The following is a 17,699-nucleotide window of genomic DNA, read 5'->3' on the forward strand; positions in this document are numbered from 1 at the left end:
GTCAGTGTTTCCTTGCGGTCTCGGTAGCGACCGCAAGGGACGCTCCCTGCTCCGGCGCCAGGAACCTGGTCGACGGCCTGCCATCGGCGTTGTGGTGCACGATGCGGACCGGCCGTCCTTGCGCGTCGAGCCACACTTGGCCGATGCCGGCGCCGTTCCAGACGCGCTCGCCCTCCTGGCGCTGGTCCGGGAGGTGCGGCGTGAACACCAGGTCGCGGCGCTTGGTGAACCAGTTCAGCGGCGAGCGCGGCGCATACAGCCAGCGGTTCAAGCGATCGAGCCAGTCCAGCAGGCGGCGCGGGAATTCGTTCTTGATGCCACTGCTGGTGATCTGCCAGACATGGGGCACGCGATCCGAGTCGCGCACCTCGACGTCGTAGGCAAAGGAATAGTGCACGTCGCCCGACAGCACCACGTAGTTGCCCGGGGTGCGCGAATGACTAAAGATATTCAACATGCTGTTGGCCGCGCCGCGATGCGCCATCCAGTTCTCGGCGTCGACGGTCAGGGCCGCACCGAGAAAGGTGGCGATCCGCTGCACCACCTCGATCAGCTTGACCCCGAACATGGGCGTCGGCGAGACGATGACGGCGGCGCTTTCGTCCAGCAGTTCGTGCTGCAGCTCGCTCAAGGCCTCCCAATCCATCAGGCCCGACGGATGGCCGGGCCGGCGCCGGTTGCGCCAGCGCCGGGTGCGGGTATCGAGCACGATGATCGTGGGCGTGGTCCGCAGCACGACATCCCACTGGCGAAAACGCAGCAGGCGCTTGACCAGCGCGTCCTGCCTGGGCGCGTCGAGCCGCCCGTCGTCCGCCGCCGTGGCGGTCAGCGCCGCCAAGTCGTCCAGCGCCGCCGCGAATACCTCCGGGCGGTTGCCCCAGCCCTGGCACAGCATGTAGGCGACCAGCGCATTGCCGACGATGCGGCGCGAGAACGGGTGCCCGTAAGCGGTGCTTTCCCACTTGGCCGACAGGTTCCAGTCGTCGGTGATGTCGTGGTCGTCGAAGATCATCAGGGTCTGCACGTGCGCCAGCAATCGCGCGCAGCCGGGCAGATCGTGCCGGAATCCCGCCAGCGCCTCGGACTCGCGCCGCCAGCGCTGCGCCTGCCTGGGCGTCAGTGGCGGCGCGGCCGCATCCGCCACCAGGCGCCACGGCACGGGCGACCAGACCAGCAGGTACATGGCCATCACCTCGGCCAGGGTCACCAGGTGGTTGTGCGCATTGGCGGTGGTGAAGATCGGCTTTTCGCTGCCGCCAAAGAAGCGGTCGCGCAGCGCATCGTTGGACTTGACCGCGGGCAGCAGCTCTTCGCGCCGGTAGTAGCTGGCCGGATGGCGGTACAGCGCATCGCTGTCGGCGACCACCGCGCCTTCGAGGCATTCGCCATACAGGCCCAGGCGCCCGATCAGCGCGTGGATCGCCGCCAGCATCGGACCGGCCACGTCGTCCACATACACCTGGTCACCGCATAGCATCAGCATGGCAGGGCGCTCCTCGGCCTGGCCGACGTGCCCGGCCAGCAAGGCGTCGGCGCGCGCCAAGCCGTCGCGCGCGCGATGGTGCGGCTTGCGGCAGGAGCCGAACAGGATATTGTCGCTGCGGCTGCGCAGCACCAGGTTCGGCCGCGTGGCGCCGGCATGCAGCAGGTGCGGCGCCCATTGCGCGATGCCGGCCTCGATGCCATCGCCCTGCGCAAGGAGCAAGTCATAGTCGATGATGCTGTCCTGCGGCAGCGGCTCGGACAGCGCGACATCGATCAAGTGCACCCAGGCGTGGCGGCCGACCCGGATCATGCGGCAGCGGCGCGCGTCCAGCGGCAGGTGCCGGGGCGCGCCGCTTGCCGGCGCCAGCACCAGCACCAGGTCGAGTGGCGCGCTGCCGACCAGCCATAACACCAGACGGCCCGGTTCGAGGCGGCGCAAGACAGGGCCGGCGAGGACGGGCGGCAGGCTCTCGGAGGCAGGTGGCTGGATCAATCGGCGACTAGGCTGAGCGGGTTGAATGAACGAATCAGTGTAGCAGACACCCTCGTGGGGCTTCGGCACGGCAGCAGCCGGTGTGCCCCGCCGCCGGCCCGGACAATGCCGGGCGGTATCAAGCGCTTGCCTGCGGCGCATTGCGCTAGGATGACAGTCCACACAGCAAGGAGACGAATCATGGGCGAAATGGCAAACGTACAGTCGTGCATCCAGGCCTGCATGGAAGCGATGCGCGCCTGCCAGGCATGTGCCGCGGCCGACATCCGCGAAGGCCAGAACAACTGTGCACTGATCAACCTCGACTGCGCCGACATCTGCGCAGCCACCCTGAACGTGCTGTCGCGCGGCTCGCCTCACCACGGCGACTTCTGCGCGCTGTGCGCCCACGTCTGCCGGGCCTGCGCGGCCGAGTGCGCCAAGCACGCATCCATGCACCAGCATTGCGCCGAATGCCAGGCGGCCTGCGAGCGCTGCGCCGCCGAGTGCGACAAGCACGCGCGCGAACGCCACATCTGACATCCGGCTTTGTCTCGCCGTCATTGTTTCTTGTGCGCCTTCACCAGGGGCGCACAAGGAGCATTGTCGTATGTATGCGTCATTTAACACAATCTTAACGCCCCGGTAACGCCGGACTGAGCCGTTGCCGCTTAGCATCGGCTATGATCTGAGCATACTTATACATACAAGGTCGCTCCGCCCACAAGGCGGTGCACCACGGGGACATCGCCTGGCGATGTGTGGACCACGTCAACCAGGCGTCGCAACGCGTTTTCATGTTTTCACAAGCATCCGGCAATACCTCCCAGGACAAGACCCCTTCGGCGCGCCTGGCCCGAATCACCCGCTGGGCCGGCCCCTATGCCAGCCTGCTGCAGATGCTCCTGCTCGGACTGGCCATCCTGACCCTGTCGCGCGTTGCACTGGCCGTCTGGCAGTGGGAACGGGTGCAAGCCACCGGCATCTCGGCCACGCTGTTCCTGCAGGGCGTGCGGGCCGACCTTATCCTGCTCGGCTATTTCCTGGCGGTTCCATTGCTGCTGGCTCCGCTGTTCGCGCACCGCTTCTCGGCCCGCCTCTGGCGTACGGCGACGGTGGCCTGGGCCACCTGTGCGCTGGTCTTCATCGTCTTCATGGAACTGTCCTCGCCACAGTTCATCATGCAGTACGACGTCCGCCCGAACCGCCTGTTCATCGAATACCTGAGCTATCCGCGCGAAGTGTTCGCCACGCTGTGGAACGGCTTCCGCACGGCCCTGCTGCTGGGGGTGGGGCTGACCCTGGTGTTCGCCGTGCTGCTGTACCGCTTGCTGCGGCGCGCCTCGCACGGCATGAGCATGTGGTCTTCGCGCAAGCTGCTGCTGCTCTGGCCCCTGCTCGTCGTGGCGGTCTTCATGCAGGTGCGCTCGACCACCGGGCATCGGCCGGCCAATCCGGCCCTGTTCGCCCTCACCGGCGACTCGATGGTCAACTCCTTGATCATCAACTCGGCCTGGTCGGTGTTCGACGCGATCGGCTCGATGCGCAAGGAAGCGGTGTCTTCCGAAATCTACGGCGCCATGCCGCGCGCCAAGGTGCTGGAGCAGGTGCGCGCGGCGCCCTGGCTGGCCGGCGCACGCTTCGACAACCCGCAGCTGCCCACCCTGCACCACCAGCCGGCCGCCATCCAGCGCGAGCGCCCTCTGAACCTGGTCATCGTCTTGGAAGAAAGCCTGGGCGCCACCTTCGTGGAGTCGCTCGGCGGCCTGCCGGTCACGCCGGAACTGGAAAAACTGAAGCACGAAGGCTGGTGGTTCGAGCAGCTTTACGCCACCGGCACCCGCTCGGTGCGCGGCATCGAGGCGGTGGTGGCCGGCTATGCGCCGACGCCGGCGCGCAGCGTCGTCAAGCTCTCGCTGGCCCAACAGAACTTCTACACGCTGGCGGCGGGCCTGGGCCAGCAGGGTTACCACACCGAATTCGTGTACGGCGGCGAAGCGCATTTCGACAATATGCGCAGCTTCTTCACCGGCAACGGCTTCCAGAAGATCGTCGACATCAGCGAAATGCGCCCATCCTTCGTGGGCAGCTGGGGCGCTTCCGACGAAGACCTGTTCGACAAGTCGCTGGAACGCTTGAAAAGCCTGCATGCCGCCAAAAAACCCTTCTTCAGCCTGATCTTCACCTCGTCCAACCACGAGCCGTTCGAGTTCCCGGACGGGAAGATCGCGCTGCACGAACCCACCAAGCAGACCGTCAACAATGCCGTGAAATATGCCGACCACGCCCTCGGCAAGTTCATCCGCGAAGCGAAGAAGCAGGATTACTGGAAGGACACCGTCTTCCTGATCGTGGCCGACCACGACAACCGGGTGTATGGCAATGCCCTGGTGCCGATCAAGAAGTTTCACATCCCCGGACTGATCCTGGGCGCCGACATCCAGCCGAAGCGCATCGCCACCATCGCCAGCCAGGTCGACCTGGGGCCGACCCTGCTGTCGCTGCTGGGCGTGTCGAGCACCCATCCGATGATCGGGCGCGATTTCGTGCGCGACAGCAGCTCGCCGGGCCGGGCCCTGATCCAGTTCAACAACCTGTTCACCTGGCTGGAAGGCTCCTCCGCCACGATCCTGCTCCCGGGCAAGGCGCCGCTGCTGGGCCGCTACGATGCCGCCACCGGCGTGCTCGATCCCTATGCGGGCAAGCCGACCCAGGCCCAGGTCGACCAGGCAATGGCGCACGTGATGCTGCCTTCGCTGCTCTACCGCGAGCAGCGCTACCGGTTGACACCTTAGACTTGGGCGCTGTTCGCGCAAGATGTAGAAATTGAACTGTCGAGCTGAGTCGATCGACGGCGCACGGCCGGCGATCGACGAATCCCTGGCCGGCAAGCCCCTGAGCCAGGCCCTCACCAAGTCCTACGGCTGCTCGGTGAAATACGGCTGATTCATGCGGCTTAGATAATGTGCCGCAGGGACCCGCCATGCATGGCGGGCGCTGCTATGATGATTCCCGACATACAACACCAACAAGGGGATCCTCATGCGTCGTACCTCGCTGTCACGCCGCGGCCTGCTGGCCGCGGTGGCCTTTGCCGCCTTCCTGCCACTCTCCAGCGCCCTGGCCGCACCCTTCGAATCGCAGCGCATCACGGTGCGCACCGAGGGCGCCGGCCCCGACGTCATCCTGATCCCCGGCCTGAATTCCTCGCCGCGCGCCTGGGCCTCGACCGTGGCCGCGCTGCCCGGCTACCGCTACCACCTGGTGCAGGTGGCGGGCTTTGCCGGCCAGCCGGCGGGCGGCAATGGCGAAGGCAAGGTGGCGGCGCCGGTGGCCGACGAGATTGCGCGCTACATCAAGGAAACCGGCCTGAAGCAGCCGGCCGTGATCGGGCATTCGATGGGCGGCACCATGGGCATGATGCTGGCGGCGCGCCATCCGGAAGCGCTGTCGCGCCTGATGGTGGTGGACATGTATCCTTACCTGGGCAGCTTCTTCGCGGGCCCGGGCGCGCCGCCCGAGCAGGTCGAGGCGGTGGCGAATGCGGTGATGGCCGGCATCCGCAACGCCAGCCCCGAGCAGCGTGCCAGGAACACCAGCGACACCATCGTCGGCATGGTCAACACCGAGTCCATGCGCGCCGGAGCGATCGCCGATTCGGCCGCCAGCGACCTGGACGTCAGCAGCCGCGCCTACCGCGAACTGATCGTGACCAACCTGATTCCGGAACTGGGCAAGATCACCAAGCCGGTCACCGTGCTCTACGTGCAGCCCGAGAGCGTGCCGATCCCGGCCGAGCAGTTCGACTTCGCCTACAAGAGCGCCTATGCGCCGGTGAAGTCGCTCACGCTCAAGCGCATCCCGGACAGCGCCCACTTCATCATGTGGGACCAGCCGCAGCGCTTCCAGCATGAAGTGAAGGCCTTCCTGTCGGCGCCATAAGCTGCCGGCTTGCGTAGGCCTGATTCGAGACCGGGTACAAGCGGCTCAGATGAAGGGCCAGGCCAGGATGCGCTTCAGGTGCAGGACCGTGCGCGTGGCAAGGTAGCCGAACGCGAAGGCAAACGCCAGCAGGCTCCAGGCGTCGCCCAGCACCGCGAGCCAGGCGCCGCCGACGGTGGCGGCGGCGACCAGCACCATCAGCCAGAGTTCGATACTGAGAAAAAAGCTGGCGGATTCACGCCAGACGCGCGCCATCAATGCGGCGGCTTCCTTGAAGGTCTTGATGTCGTGGCCCATGATCGTATTCGCAAGATGGCAATGATGAAAATGAACAAACGTTGCCGGAAATGCACATCGCCGGCAGGAGCCGGCGATGTGCGCTTATGTTGCAGTGCATTATAACCGGGTTCGCGAGTTTTTCCTGACAGCATCATCGTCCATCAGGCCGGCTCGCCGGTTCTTGCGCGGTTTCAACGGTCCATGCGTACCAGCGCAATCTCCTTCATCGCTCCTTTTGCCGGGTGCCTGAAAGCCTGCAGCAAGCCTTCGGTCTCGACCTTGGCGCGCTCCATATTGGCCGCTTTCACATGGCCGTAGCCGCGGATCGATTCCGGGACCGAGGCCAGCTTCAGTGCCGCCGCACGATTTTCCAGGGTCAGCTCCGCGGCCAGCATGTCGACCATGGCGACATAGTCGCTGCGCAGCCGGCGCTCGGCGCGGCGCTCGTGGGTGTAGCCAAAGAGGTCGAAGGCGGTGCCGCGCAAGACCTTCAGCGGCGCCAGCATCCGGAAGGCCGAGCGCATCCAGGGACCGAAGCGCATCTTGGCCGGCACCTCGCTGCCGGGCTTCTTGCGCGCCAGCAGCGGCGGCGCCAGGTGGTATTCGACCCGGAAGTCGCCCTCGAACTGCTCCTTCAGGCTTTCCAGGAAACCGGTCTGCGTGTGCAGGCGCGCCACTTCGTACTCGTCCTTGTAGGCCATCACCTTGAACAGGGAACGGGCGACCGCCTTGGCCACGGCACGCTTGGACGACGGGCCCTCGATCGCGATCTCGCGTGCTTCGACCTTGGCCACGGCGGCGCGGTACTGCTGGGCGTAGGCGGCGTTCTGGTATTGCGTGAGCCAGTCGGCGCGGAAAGACACCAGCTCCTCGAGCGAGCTTGGGGGCGTGAACTGCACCACCTTGGCCGGCTGGGCCAGGCGCGCGGCGGCCTGCTCGTCGGCGGCCACCAGGCGGCCCAGCATGAAGGCCTTCTTGTTCATCTCGACGGCCACGCCGTTCAGCTCGATGGCGCGCATGAGGGCTTCGAGGCTCACCGGCACCAGCCCCAACTGCCACGCCGCGCCCATCATCAGGATGTTGGCGCCGATCGGATCGCCCAGCACGCTGCTGGCGACCTGCTGGGCGTTCAGGCGCAGCAGCGGGCCGCCCGCGTCCTGGATCTTGGCCAGCAGATCGTCCTTGCGGATGTCGGCATCCGGATCGCGCGTGAATTCCGCCGTCGGGGTCTCGTTTTCGTTGGCGACCACGCGGGTATGCCCGCGCCGCATCACCGCCAGGGCGTCGGGCATCGCCGCCACCACCAGGTCGCAGGCCAGCAGAGCGTCGGCCTGCTGCAGGTCGATGCGCACCTGGTGCAGCTGCTGCGGCGAGGGCGCCAGCCGCACGTGCGACATCACCGCCCCGCCCTTTTGCGCGAAGCCCATGAAGTCCAGGGTCGAGGCGCCCTTGCCTTCCAGGTGGGCGGCCATCGTGATCAAGGCGCCGACCGTGACCACGCCGGTGCCGCCCACGCCCGCCACCAGCATTTCGAAGGGCTTGTCGAAGGCGTAGCCGGGTGGCAGCGGATAGGCGGCCAGCATGCTTTCCAGCTGGCGCAGTTCGAGCGCGGCGGCGGCCGGCTTCCTGAGCTGGCCGCCGATGACGGACACGAAGCTCGGGCAGAAGCCTTCGGCGCAGGAGTAATCCTTGTTGCAGGAAGCCTGGTCGATTCTCCGCTTGCGGCCCAGCGGCGTCTCCAGCGGCAGGATCGACAGGCAGTTCGACTGCACGCCGCAGTCGCCGCAACCCTCGCACACCGCCGGGTTGATCACCATGCGGCGCGGCGGATCCGGGAAGACGATGCTGTCCGGCTTGTTCTTCTTGCGCCGGCGGCGCTTCTCGGCGGCGCAGGTCTGGTCGTAGACCAGCACCGTGACGCCAGGCGTATCGCGCAGGCGGCGCTGGATCGCATCGAGTTCGCCGCGGTGATGCACGGCGACTCCCGCCGGCAGGGTCACGCCCTGGTAGTTCTCCGGCTGGTCGGTGACCACCACCGCCTCCACCGCGCCCTCGCTCAGCACCTGCTGCAGGATTTGCGGCACGGAGAGCTTGCCGTCCACCGGCTGGCCGCCGGTCATGGCCACCGCGTCGTTGTACAGGATCTTGTAGGTGATGTTGGCGCGCGCCGCCACCGCCTGGCGGATCGCCAGCGAGCCCGAATGGTAATAGGTGCCGTCGCCCAGGTTCTGGAACACGTGCTTCTCGCGCGAGAAGCGCGAGGCCGCGACCCAGGGCACGCCCTCGCCGCCCATCTGGGTCAGCGTGAAGGTGTCGCGCTTCATCCAGCTGGCCATGAAGTGGCAGCCGATGCCGGCCAGCGCGCGGCTGCCTTCCGGCACCCGGGTCGAGGTATTGTGCGGGCAGCCGGAGCAGAAGTAAGGCGTGCGCTTGATCGCGTCGGCGCCGTTGGACAGCGCTTCGGCGCGGCAGAACTGCGGCAGGAAGTCCTCGAGGCGCAAGGCCGGCAGCTTCGGTCCCAGCCAGCGCACCAGGGCCGGCGCGATGCGCGAGGGGCGCAGCTCGCCCAGGCTGGACAGCAGCGGCTGGCCGGCCAGGTCAAGCTTGCCGAGCACCTGCGGGCGCTGCTGCGGCGCCAGGTTGTACAGCAGGCCTTTCAGCTGGCCTTCGATGACCTCGCCCTTCTCTTCCACCACCAGCACTTCCTGCAGGCCCTGGGCAAACGCGTGCAGGCGGGTGCGCTCCAGCGGGAAGGTCAGGCCCGGCTTGTACAAGCGCACGCCGAGCTCTTCGAGCCGGTCGAGGCCGAGACCCAGGCGCCCCAGGGCTTCCCGCAGGTCGAGGTAGGCCTTGCCGGCCGCGATGATCCCGAGCCTGGCGCCTGGTGCGGCGACCACCAGCTTGTCGATCGAGTTCACGCCCGCGAACGCGTGGACGGCCTGCAGCTTGTCGGCCACGCGCTGTTCGATCGCCAGGCTGGGCAGGTCGGGCCAGCGGTAGTGCAGCCCATCCGTCGGCGCCATGTAATCGTCGGGCGTCCTGAAGCGCCGGGGCGCGGGCAGTTCCACCACGGCCCCGCCTTCCACGGTTTCCGAGATCGCCTTGAAGCCGACCCAGGCGCCGGAAAAGCGCGACAGCGCCCAGCCATACAGGCCGAACTCCAGGTACTCCTCGATGTTGGCCGGGTTCAGGACCGGCATGCCCCAGGCCATGAAGGCGTGGTCGCTCTGGTGCGGCATCGACGAGGACACGCAGCCGTGGTCGTCGCCGGCCACCACCAGCACGCCGCCCAGCTTCGATGAGCCGTAGGCATTGCCGTGCTTGAGCGCGTCGCCGGCGCGGTCCACGCCCGGGCCCTTGCCGTACCACAGGGCGAACACGCCATCCACGGTGCGGTTCGGGTCGCCTCCGACCTGCTGCGAGCCCAGCACGGCGGTGGCGCCGAGTTCTTCGTTGATGGCGGGGAGGAATTCGATGGCGTTCTGCTGCAGGATCTTCGCGGCGCGCCAGGCTTCCTGGTCGACCGCGCCCAGCGGCGAGCCGCGGTAGCCCGAGATGAAGCCGCCGGTGTTCAGGCCGGCGCGTTCGTCGAGGGCCTTCTGCATGAGCGGCAGCCGGATCAGCGCCTGGGTGCCGGTCAGGAAGACGCGGCCTTGCTCGCGTTTCAGGTTGTCGTCCAGCCGGTAGGCGGTATCCAGCAGCGCCGCCGCGCCGACTTCCTCGTGCATCGTTCCCATCCATTCGTCTCCACTGTGCCAGCCCTGCAGGGCTTGTTTATAGTGAAAGATGATAGTGAATGGACAGGAAATAAGTTTTCTAACTTACCCGGCTTTGGTGCAGAATAGGTAAAATATTTCTGTTATTGACCCATTATGGAAAAAAATTACCTTGACGCTGCGTCAATGCGCATCCTGCGCGAATTGCAGCAGGACGGGCGCCTGTCCGTCAACGAACTGGCCGAACGGGTCGGCATGTCGGCCTCGCCCTGCTGGCGGCGCCAGAAGGAACTCGAGGAGAACGGCTACATCCGCCGCTACGCCGCCCTGCTCGAGCGCCGCAAGCTCGACCTGGGCCTGGTGTGCATGCTGCACGTCTCCCTCACGCGCCACGAAGCCGGCGTGGTCGAAGCCTTCGAGGCGCAGATGAAGGCCTGCCGCGAAGTGATGGAATGCTACGAGATGACCGGCACCTCGGACTACATCGTCAAGGTGATGGTCGCCGACATGGATGCCTACCACGACCTGCTGCACAACGTGCTGCTCAAGCTGCCGGGCGTGTCGCAGCTGAACACCAGCGTGGCGCTGCGCGAAGTGAAGTACGAGACCGCCCTGCCGCTGTAGATCAGCGGCCCGGCGCCGGGGCCCGGCTGCGGCGCAGGCGGCCGGCGAAATCGCGCAGGAATGCCTCGCGCCAGCGGCTGACCGTTTTCGCCCCCTGGTGCATGCCTTCCGCCAGTTGCGGGTCGGGATCGTCGGTCCACCAGTGCGGATGCCTAGTGGACGGCCGGCGCGCCAGTTCCGGCGCCGCCATGCGCGAGGTGAAGCCGCCCGTCTGCCCGTCCAGCCCCGGATGGTTGCTGGCGATCCGGTAGCGCCAGGTCTTGTCCTCCTGGGCGAGAACAGGAAGCGCCAGGAGCCGTCCGGCCGGGCGAAGCCCGGGAATTCCTGCTGGTCGATCTGCAGGCTGGCCCGCGGCGCGCCTGGCGCCTTGCCCGCGGGACGGTAGACCAGCTCCATGATGGCGAAGGTCTCGACCACTTCTTGTTCGGGCCGCCGATCATGTAGACACGCAACTTCGGCTTGATGTCGGGCGCATCGTGCAAGGCCTGGGCCAGGTCTTCGAAGCCGCCCCACAGCAACACCCACAGCGAACGCGGGTCAGGCTGGCGGGCGCGCTCGACGATCCAGTTCGATCCCTCGGTCGGCCGGCCCCAGCCTGGCGGCGGCGCCGGGTCCAGGCCGCCCTGCTTCGCGATGCCGCGCAGGGTAGCGGGAGTCGGATAGTCGGCCGACCAGGTCTTCAGGTTCGGATAGTCCTGTTCGTAGGCGTCGATGATGGCGAGCAGGTGGCGCTTGCGGTCGCGTCCCTCGCCCCAGGGCGAAGCCAGCAGGCCTTCCAGTTCGATCATGTCGGCGTAGAGCAGCAGGTGCACCAGCGACTGGAAATCGTCGAAGTCGGTGCCGCCGATGTCGGTCGAAACGATGACACGGGGCTTGGAAACGCCTGCGTTCGCAGGCCGCAGCGCGCAAGCGCCCAAGGGCAGCGACACGGCGAGCATGGCAAGCAGGCGGCGGCGATCCATTGTCATGGACTGGCCGCCGGATACAGCGAGGACCAGGCGGCATAGCGCGCGATCGCCCTGGCCGGGCTGGTCAGGAACCAGGCGTAGCCGTTGCGACGTTCGACCGACAGTTCGTTCACGTCGTCGTGGACGCTGCGGTCGCGGTCGCCGAACACCGGCTTGAGGCTGTGCGCGTCATAGTAGCGCGCCCAGATCTCGCCTGCTCCGGGCGCGGGCACGAGGCGGCGCCCGGCGTCCGCGGCGCCGGCTTGCCAGGCCAGGTCGCGCAGGGCCGCCGCGCGCAGCCAGCCGACGCCGGCATGCACCGACTGCCGCAGCGCGGGCGAGGGCTCGGGCAAGCGCATCAGGAACAGGAGCAGGTTGGCGCTCTCGCCGCTGGCCAGTGCCGCCGGTTCGAAATTGCGCGCACCGGCCAGGGCCAGGCTCAGGGCGTCGTGCTGCTGTCCCCAGCCGGTACGCTGCCCGCCGGCGCCCTGCTGCGCCGCGACGAATAGCGCGACGCCGCGCTCGGCCGCGGCCCGCGCCTCACCGGACAGCGCAGCCGGCACGAAGGCGAAGTCGCCCTGGGCGCTGCCTGCGTCCAGCAGGAGCTCCACGACCTTGAGCATGGCGTCGTCGTTCAGGGTGATCGCGTCGTGGTACCCCCCTTGCAGCGGGTATACCTGGGGGAAGCCGCCGTTCGGGTATTGGGCGTTGAGGAGGTAGCGCAGTCCCTTGAGGAAGGCGGCGCGGCAGGCTTCGCGCTGTGCCGGCGACTGCGCCTGCACCCGCGCCAGGAAGCGCATCTCGGTGGTCGTGGCGCCGTTGTCGATGGTGCCGACGTAATTCCAGCCGCCCTTGCGCCCGGCGTCGAGGGGCGACCAGTGCTCGCCCGGCCGGCGCGGCGGCCCCGAACGGTCGGCATTCTTGCCCCAGCCGCCGGCCGGGGTCTGGAAACTGAGGATGGTGTCCGCCACGCGTAGCGCCTCCGGCGTGGCGTACCACGCGGCCGGCTTGCGCAGCGGCATGCCTCCATCGGCTGGCGCCGCGTGCGGACGCGCCGGCAGGCCCGCGGGATCGGGGCGCTCGGCCTCGATGGCGGCCTTGTCCGCCGCCATCAGCGCGCGTGAGCGCGCCAGGTAGGCCAGCCACTGGCCGCGCTCGGCGGCGGGCAAGGCCGCCAGCCGCCCCTCGTCCAGCGCCTTGGCCGGGGTCATGGTGGACAGGGTCGCCGCCTGAACGGCGGCCGGCAGTACCAGGCACAGGGCGGCAAGGGAAAATGCTGCTGTTCGCATGCTTGTTGTCACCTAAAAAAATAGACCGGCATGGCTTGCTTGCGCCGCCCATGCCGGTCTCACTTCTCACTGCCTGCGGCTTAGAACTTGTACTCGACCGACATGCGGTAGACACGGCCCATCATGTCCGCCAGGCTGGTGAGGTAACCGCCGCTGTAGATCGTGTTGGCGGTCAGCGGTGGCCACTCTTCCGTGATGTTGTTCACGCCCAGCGACACGGTGGTGTTCTTGATGCCGGTATAGCGCACGTTCAGGTTGAACTGGCTATACGATTCCACTTCAGTCAGGTTCGATCCGGCACGCGGGGTCAGGTCGGTCAGCGCGGTGTTGAAACGCTGCGACAGGGTGGCGCGCCACGGGCCGGTGCTGTAAGTCACCGCCGCGGTGTACTTCCAGCGCGGGTTCACCTGCGGCATGCCGGCCAGGCCCGAGTTCGGACCGGCGCTGCCGAAGCGGCCGTCGTTGGTGATGATGCCGACGTTGCTGTTCCACGCGCCGCCCGCCTCGCTCTGGAACTCGTACTTGTGGTACCAGGTCGCATCCAGTTTCGCGTCGAAGGTGCCGAAGCTGGTCTTCGGGAAGCGGTAGCTGCCCGAGATGTCGGCGCCGCGGATGCGGGTCTGGCCGCGGTTGGCCTGGCTGGCGATGATGTAGTCGATCGTGCCGTCGGCGCGGCGGTTGATGACGCTCTCGTACTTGGCCGGGTTCTGCTGGATCTCGGCGATCGAGACCGCGCCCAGCACGTCACGCAGCTTCAGGCCCCAGTAGTCGACCGTCAGCGACAGGTTCTTGATCGGCTCCAGGCCGATGCCGACGTTGAAGCCGCGCGATTTTTCCGGCTTCAGGTGGGTGTTGTTGGGCGACTTGGTCCAGTAGTTGGTCAGGACGTTGCAGACCTGGTCGGCGGTATAGCCCGAGGACGGCGTACCGGTGCCCGGCTCCAGCGGACGGCTGCTGCGGCACAGGACCGGGTCGTCCATCAGCTGGCTGCGCACTTCCGGGGTCGGGTTCTGGATGTCCATGATCGACGGCGCGCGGAAGCCGCTCGACACCGAGGCGCGCAGCACCATCTGCTGCATCGGCGCCCAGCGGGTCGCCAGCGCCGGGTTGACGGTGGTCTGGTCCAGGTCGTCGTAGCGGTCGGCACGGACGGAACCGTTGACCAGCCAGGTCTTGGTGATCGGCGCGTCGATCTCGAACATCAGCGAGGAGATCTTGCGCTGGAGCTTCTTGGCCACGCCCTGCGGGGTTTCGCCCACCAGGTCGGACTGCACCACGTTGCCGGAAGCGTCGATGTTGTAGCTGCCGTCAGCGCGCTTGTACACGAAGTCGAGCGGCGCATTGTGGGTGCGCGCCGAGTCTTCGCGCAGTTCGCCCGACACCGCCAGCACCATGTCGCCGCCGCCGAGGGTCCAGACCGGACGGGTGACGGTGGCGTCGACGCTCTTGTTGAAGGCCTTGTTCAGCCGGTAGGTATAGTCCTCGGCCTGGATGCTGCGCAGGTACTGCAGGCCCGCCGCGTCCTGCGGACCGAAGGGGTTCAGGATGCCCTGGTCGAAGCCGGCCTGCGCCTTGCTGTACAGGATGTAGCCTTCGCCCACGCGGGTGTCGCGCTTGGAACGGCCGTAGTTCGCGCCGAGGCGGTAGTCCCAGCCCATCACCTCGCCTTCGAGCGACAGCACGACGCGGTCGTTGCCCTGCTCGTCGTTGCGGTAGGCCGGTCCGAGTTCGCCCGGGCCCCACTGGAAGTAGATGGTGCGGTTGTTCATGTTCAGCGGCGTCGCCGCGCCCGGGGTCTTGGCCGGGTCGATGAACATGGCCGGGGTGTTGGCGCCGGTGTTGCTGCCGACGACCTGCGGCAGCGGCGTGATGCCCTTGCCCGGGTAGAAGCGGCTGGTGGCCGGCATCGAGTAGGTGGTGAACGGCTGGGTTGCGTTCGGCACCTGCATGCCGCGGAACTTCTGCACGGTGAATGCGGAATGCAGCACGTCGAGGTCGAGCTTGTGGCCACCCGCCAGGTTCCAGCTGGCGCGGCCGGCGACGGTGGTGATCTCGCTGCCGTCGGTGACGGCGTTCCAGAACAGCGGATTGCGGATGCAGCCCGGCGCATAGACCGGCGGAGTCGCCAGGCTGTTGTTGCCGAGGGTCTGCAGCGACCATGGCGAATCGCAGCCGGTGGCGAAGTTCGGGTTGTAGTTGGAGTTGGCGTTGCGGGCGAAGCCGAAGTTGGCCAGCGGGTTCGGGTTGCGCGCGTCCGGCGTGATGCCCAGGCCCAGGCTGCGCAGCACGGCCGGATCATGCTGTTCCGGACGGTCGCCCTGGAACAGCGCATCCTTCTTCTGGTGGTCGATGGCGATGTAGGCGTTCCAGCCTTCCTGGTTCAGGTCACCCCAGCCGAAGATGCCGCCGATGCTCTTGGTGCGGCCGCCGCCGCTCAGTTCCGGACGGGCATATTCGGCCTTGATCGCGCCGCCCTGGTAGCCGCGCTTGGTCCAGTAGTTCTGGACGCCGCCGATCGCATCGGCGCCGTAGATCGAGGCGCCTCCGCCGTTGAGGGTCTCGACGCGCTCCAGCGCCATGCGCGGGATCACGTTGACCGAGACGTACTGGTCCTGCAGCGGCTCGTTCGCCAGGCGGCGGCCGTTCAGCAGGGTCAGGGTGCGCATCGGGCCGAGGCCGCGCAGGTTGGTCACGGGGCCGGCCGCGCCGGAGTTGGTGCCGAGCGACAGCGATTGCGGCTGCTCCAGCACGAAGTCCTTGAGTTCGGTATGGCCGCGGGCTTCCAGTTCCTGGGCCTTGACGGTGGTGACGGGATTCGTGCCCTCGTCATCGACACGGCGGATCAGCGAGCCGGTCACCACCACCGCCTGCACGGCTGGCGTCGACGACGGGGCTTCGGTGTTCTGCGCCTGCGCCTGGTTCGCCAGCTGGAACAGCGCCAGGCTCACCGCGGTTGCCAGCTGGGCTCGGCGTGGGGTGGGAGCAAAGTACGGGTTCATTCACGTCTCCTATCTTTTTTCTAAGAATTGATATGACCACACTACTGATTGGTCAGGCCACCCGACACTAAATCGAAGCAGCTTGCCAGAATTCCGGAACCTGTCTTTGCAGGTTTTACAAGGATTGATATGACCGGATTATAAAGTGGTCGGACCACTTTTTTGCAAGATATATTTACCGCACTGCGAGCCGGATGAAAAAAATTCGTCCCGTGAGCGCAAACTGTTGCGATTTGGTAACGGAAAATGCGGTTTTTGCAGCGAAAGCGATCGACCAAAGGCGGTTTTTTGTCCAACCAATCCAAAAACCGGTCTTGCCAATTTGAAGCAATCGCGCCACCATAGGGCGAGCCTGCGGCTGTGGACGCCAATGGCGCTACAACAAGACTGGAGACAAAGCATGAATGAAAAGAATTTCGGGGGCGTCGACCGCCGCACCGTACTGAAGAGCGCCGGGGCGGCCGGCCTGATGCTGGCCACCGGCTCGGCCGGCGCCTTCGCGGCGACTGCGCGCAAGCGCTACGCGGTGGTGGGTGTGGGTTCGCGCGCACGCATGTTCACCAATGCCATGACCGGCAAGTTCCGCGACACCTCCGAAGTCGTCGGCATCTGCGACCGCAACGCCGGCCGCCTGGCGCGCGCGGTAAAACTCATCACCGAGACCGGCGCCAGCCAGCCGCGCGGCTATGCGGCCGGCGACTTCGACCGCATGATCCGCGAGACCAGACCGCAGTTCGTGATCGTCACCACCACCGACGCCAGCCACGACGACTACATCGTGCGCGCGCTCGATGCCGGCTGCGACGTGATCACCGAAAAGCCGATGACCACCACCGCCGAGAAGGCGCAGCGCATCCTGGACGCCGTCAAGCGCAGCGGCCGCCAGGTCCGCGTCACCTTCAACTACCGCTATTCGCCGCCGCGCACCCAGATCAAGGAACTCCTGATGTCGGGCGAGATCGGCGACGTCATCTCGGTCGACTTCACCTGGCTGCTCAACACCGTGCACGGCGCCGACTACTTCCGCCGCTGGCATGCCAACAAGGCCAATTCGGGCGGCCTGATGGTCCACAAGTCGACCCACCACTTCGACCTGGTCAACTGGTGGCTGGGCGCCCAGCCGGAAACCGTGCACGCCTTCGGCTCGCGCCAGTTCTACACCCCGGAAACCGCACGCCGCATGGGCCTGTCCGGTCCGCACGAGCGCTGCCTGACCTGCCCCGAGAAGCAGAAGTGCAACTTCTACTTCGACCTGGCCTCGGACCCCGGGCTGAAAGCCCTCTACCTCGACAATGAACGCTACGACGGCTACTACCGCGACCAGTGCGTATGGCGCCCGGGCATCGACATCGAAGACACCATGAACGTGATGGTCCGCTACGACAACGGCGCGCACCTGAACTACGCGCTGTCGGCCTATGACGCCTGGGAGGGCTACCACATCGCCTTCAACGGCACCAAGGGCCGCATCGAGCACCGCATCGTCGAGTCGGGCGGCGCCGCCGGCGCGGCCAAGGTGCAAAGCGGCAGCGAGAGCGTGTCGATCCGCGTGATCCCGATGCGCGGCCAGCCGCGCGACATCGAACCGGTCATCGGCAAGGGCAGCCACGGCGGCGGCGACGACGTCATGCTCACCGAGATCTTCGGCGACGGCCCACCCGACAAGTACAAGCGCGCCTCGGACGAACGCGCCGGCGCCTGGTCGGCCCTGGTCGGCATCGCGGCCAACAAGTGCTTCGAGACCGGCCAGACGGTGCGCGTGGCCGACCTGGTCACCGGCCTCACGCCGCCGGACCGCGCGCCGATGCCGGATCGCCGCGCACCGGTGCCGATGCCGATCCGGATCAAGATTCCGTGATCAGTCCAACATCGTAGGATTACAGTAGGGTGGACGGCTTCGCCGTCTGCGCGTCCAACCAGAACACGCGTCCTTGTAACGCAAGCCG

At 66.9% G+C, this 17,699-nt stretch carries 12 protein-coding genes; 5 read left to right on the forward strand and 7 right to left on the reverse strand.

All coding sequences use genetic code 11. The annotated features are described in order from the left end of the window. Position 1: 1 nt before the first annotated feature. Positions 2-1,924 carry an alkaline phosphatase family protein gene (locus MasN3_RS16955; RefSeq protein ID WP_281908755.1) on the reverse strand — a complete coding sequence of 641 codons (1,923 nt, stop codon included), beginning with the start codon at positions 1,922-1,924 and terminating at the stop codon, positions 2-4. A 234-nt stretch (positions 1,925-2,158) separates the two neighbouring features. Between MasN3_RS16955 and MasN3_RS16960 the strand changes: the two genes are divergently transcribed. The 3 genes from MasN3_RS16960 (at position 2,159) to MasN3_RS16970 (ending at position 5,899) form a co-directional block, all read left to right on the forward strand. Then, positions 2,159-2,497, forward strand: a complete 339-nt coding sequence (locus MasN3_RS16960; protein ID WP_281908756.1) for a four-helix bundle copper-binding protein — start codon at positions 2,159-2,161, stop codon at positions 2,495-2,497. Between the two features lie 257 nt (positions 2,498-2,754). Beyond that, entirely contained in the window at positions 2,755-4,752 is a 1,998-nt protein-coding gene (locus MasN3_RS16965) for an LTA synthase family protein (protein ID WP_281908757.1), read from the forward strand. A 247-nt stretch (positions 4,753-4,999) separates the two neighbouring features. Continuing rightward, a complete protein-coding gene (locus MasN3_RS16970) occupies positions 5,000-5,899 on the forward strand; it encodes an alpha/beta fold hydrolase (protein ID WP_281908759.1) in 900 nt (299 codons plus the stop codon). A 45-nt stretch (positions 5,900-5,944) separates the two neighbouring features. On the opposite strand, the gene MasN3_RS16975 is transcribed toward MasN3_RS16970, so the two are convergent. After that, on the reverse strand, positions 5,945-6,196 hold the full coding sequence (locus tag MasN3_RS16975) for a hypothetical protein (RefSeq protein WP_281908760.1): 252 nt from the start codon (positions 6,194-6,196) through the stop codon (positions 5,945-5,947). A 173-nt stretch (positions 6,197-6,369) separates the two neighbouring features. After that, positions 6,370-9,915 carry an indolepyruvate ferredoxin oxidoreductase family protein gene (locus tag MasN3_RS16980; protein ID WP_281908761.1) on the reverse strand — a complete coding sequence of 1,182 codons (3,546 nt, stop codon included), beginning with the start codon at positions 9,913-9,915 and terminating at the stop codon, positions 6,370-6,372. Positions 9,916-10,050: 135 nt separating this feature from the next. On the opposite strand from MasN3_RS16980, the gene MasN3_RS16985 reads away from it, so the two are divergent. After that, complete coding sequence (locus tag MasN3_RS16985; protein WP_281908762.1) at positions 10,051-10,518, forward strand: Lrp/AsnC family transcriptional regulator; 468 nt, start codon at positions 10,051-10,053, stop codon at positions 10,516-10,518. 1 nt (position 10,519) lies between these two features. Here the strand turns inward: MasN3_RS16985 and MasN3_RS16990 are convergent, their stop codons facing one another. The 4 genes from MasN3_RS16990 to MasN3_RS17005 form a co-directional block, all read right to left on the reverse strand. Beyond that, positions 10,520-10,708, reverse strand: coding sequence for a hypothetical protein (locus MasN3_RS16990; protein WP_281908764.1), 189 nt, complete (start codon positions 10,706-10,708; stop codon positions 10,520-10,522). Further along, positions 10,671-11,486 (reverse strand): nucleoside hydrolase-like domain-containing protein, encoded by an 816-nt coding sequence (locus MasN3_RS16995; protein ID WP_281908766.1) that lies wholly within the window; start codon positions 11,484-11,486, stop codon positions 10,671-10,673. Before MasN3_RS16995 ends, MasN3_RS16990 begins: the two co-directional genes overlap by 38 nt. Next, positions 11,483-12,754, reverse strand: a complete 1,272-nt coding sequence (gene pelA, locus MasN3_RS17000; protein ID WP_281908767.1) for a pectate lyase — start codon at positions 12,752-12,754, stop codon at positions 11,483-11,485. The genes MasN3_RS16995 and pelA overlap by 4 nt, the downstream gene beginning before the upstream one ends. 80 nt (positions 12,755-12,834) lie before the next feature. Further along, on the reverse strand, positions 12,835-15,753 hold the full coding sequence (locus MasN3_RS17005; RefSeq protein ID WP_281908768.1) for a TonB-dependent receptor domain-containing protein: 2,919 nt from the start codon (positions 15,751-15,753) through the stop codon (positions 12,835-12,837). A 400-nt stretch (positions 15,754-16,153) separates the two neighbouring features. On the opposite strand from MasN3_RS17005, the gene MasN3_RS17010 reads away from it, so the two are divergent. Then, positions 16,154-17,611: a Gfo/Idh/MocA family protein gene (locus MasN3_RS17010; RefSeq protein WP_281908769.1), complete on the forward strand. Its 1,458-nt coding sequence runs from the start codon at positions 16,154-16,156 to the stop codon at positions 17,609-17,611. The last annotated feature ends 88 nt before the right edge of the window (positions 17,612-17,699 follow it).

The organism is Massilia varians (assembly GCF_027923905.1).
Taxonomy (GTDB): Bacteria; Pseudomonadota; Gammaproteobacteria; order Burkholderiales; family Burkholderiaceae_D; genus Telluria; species Telluria varians_B.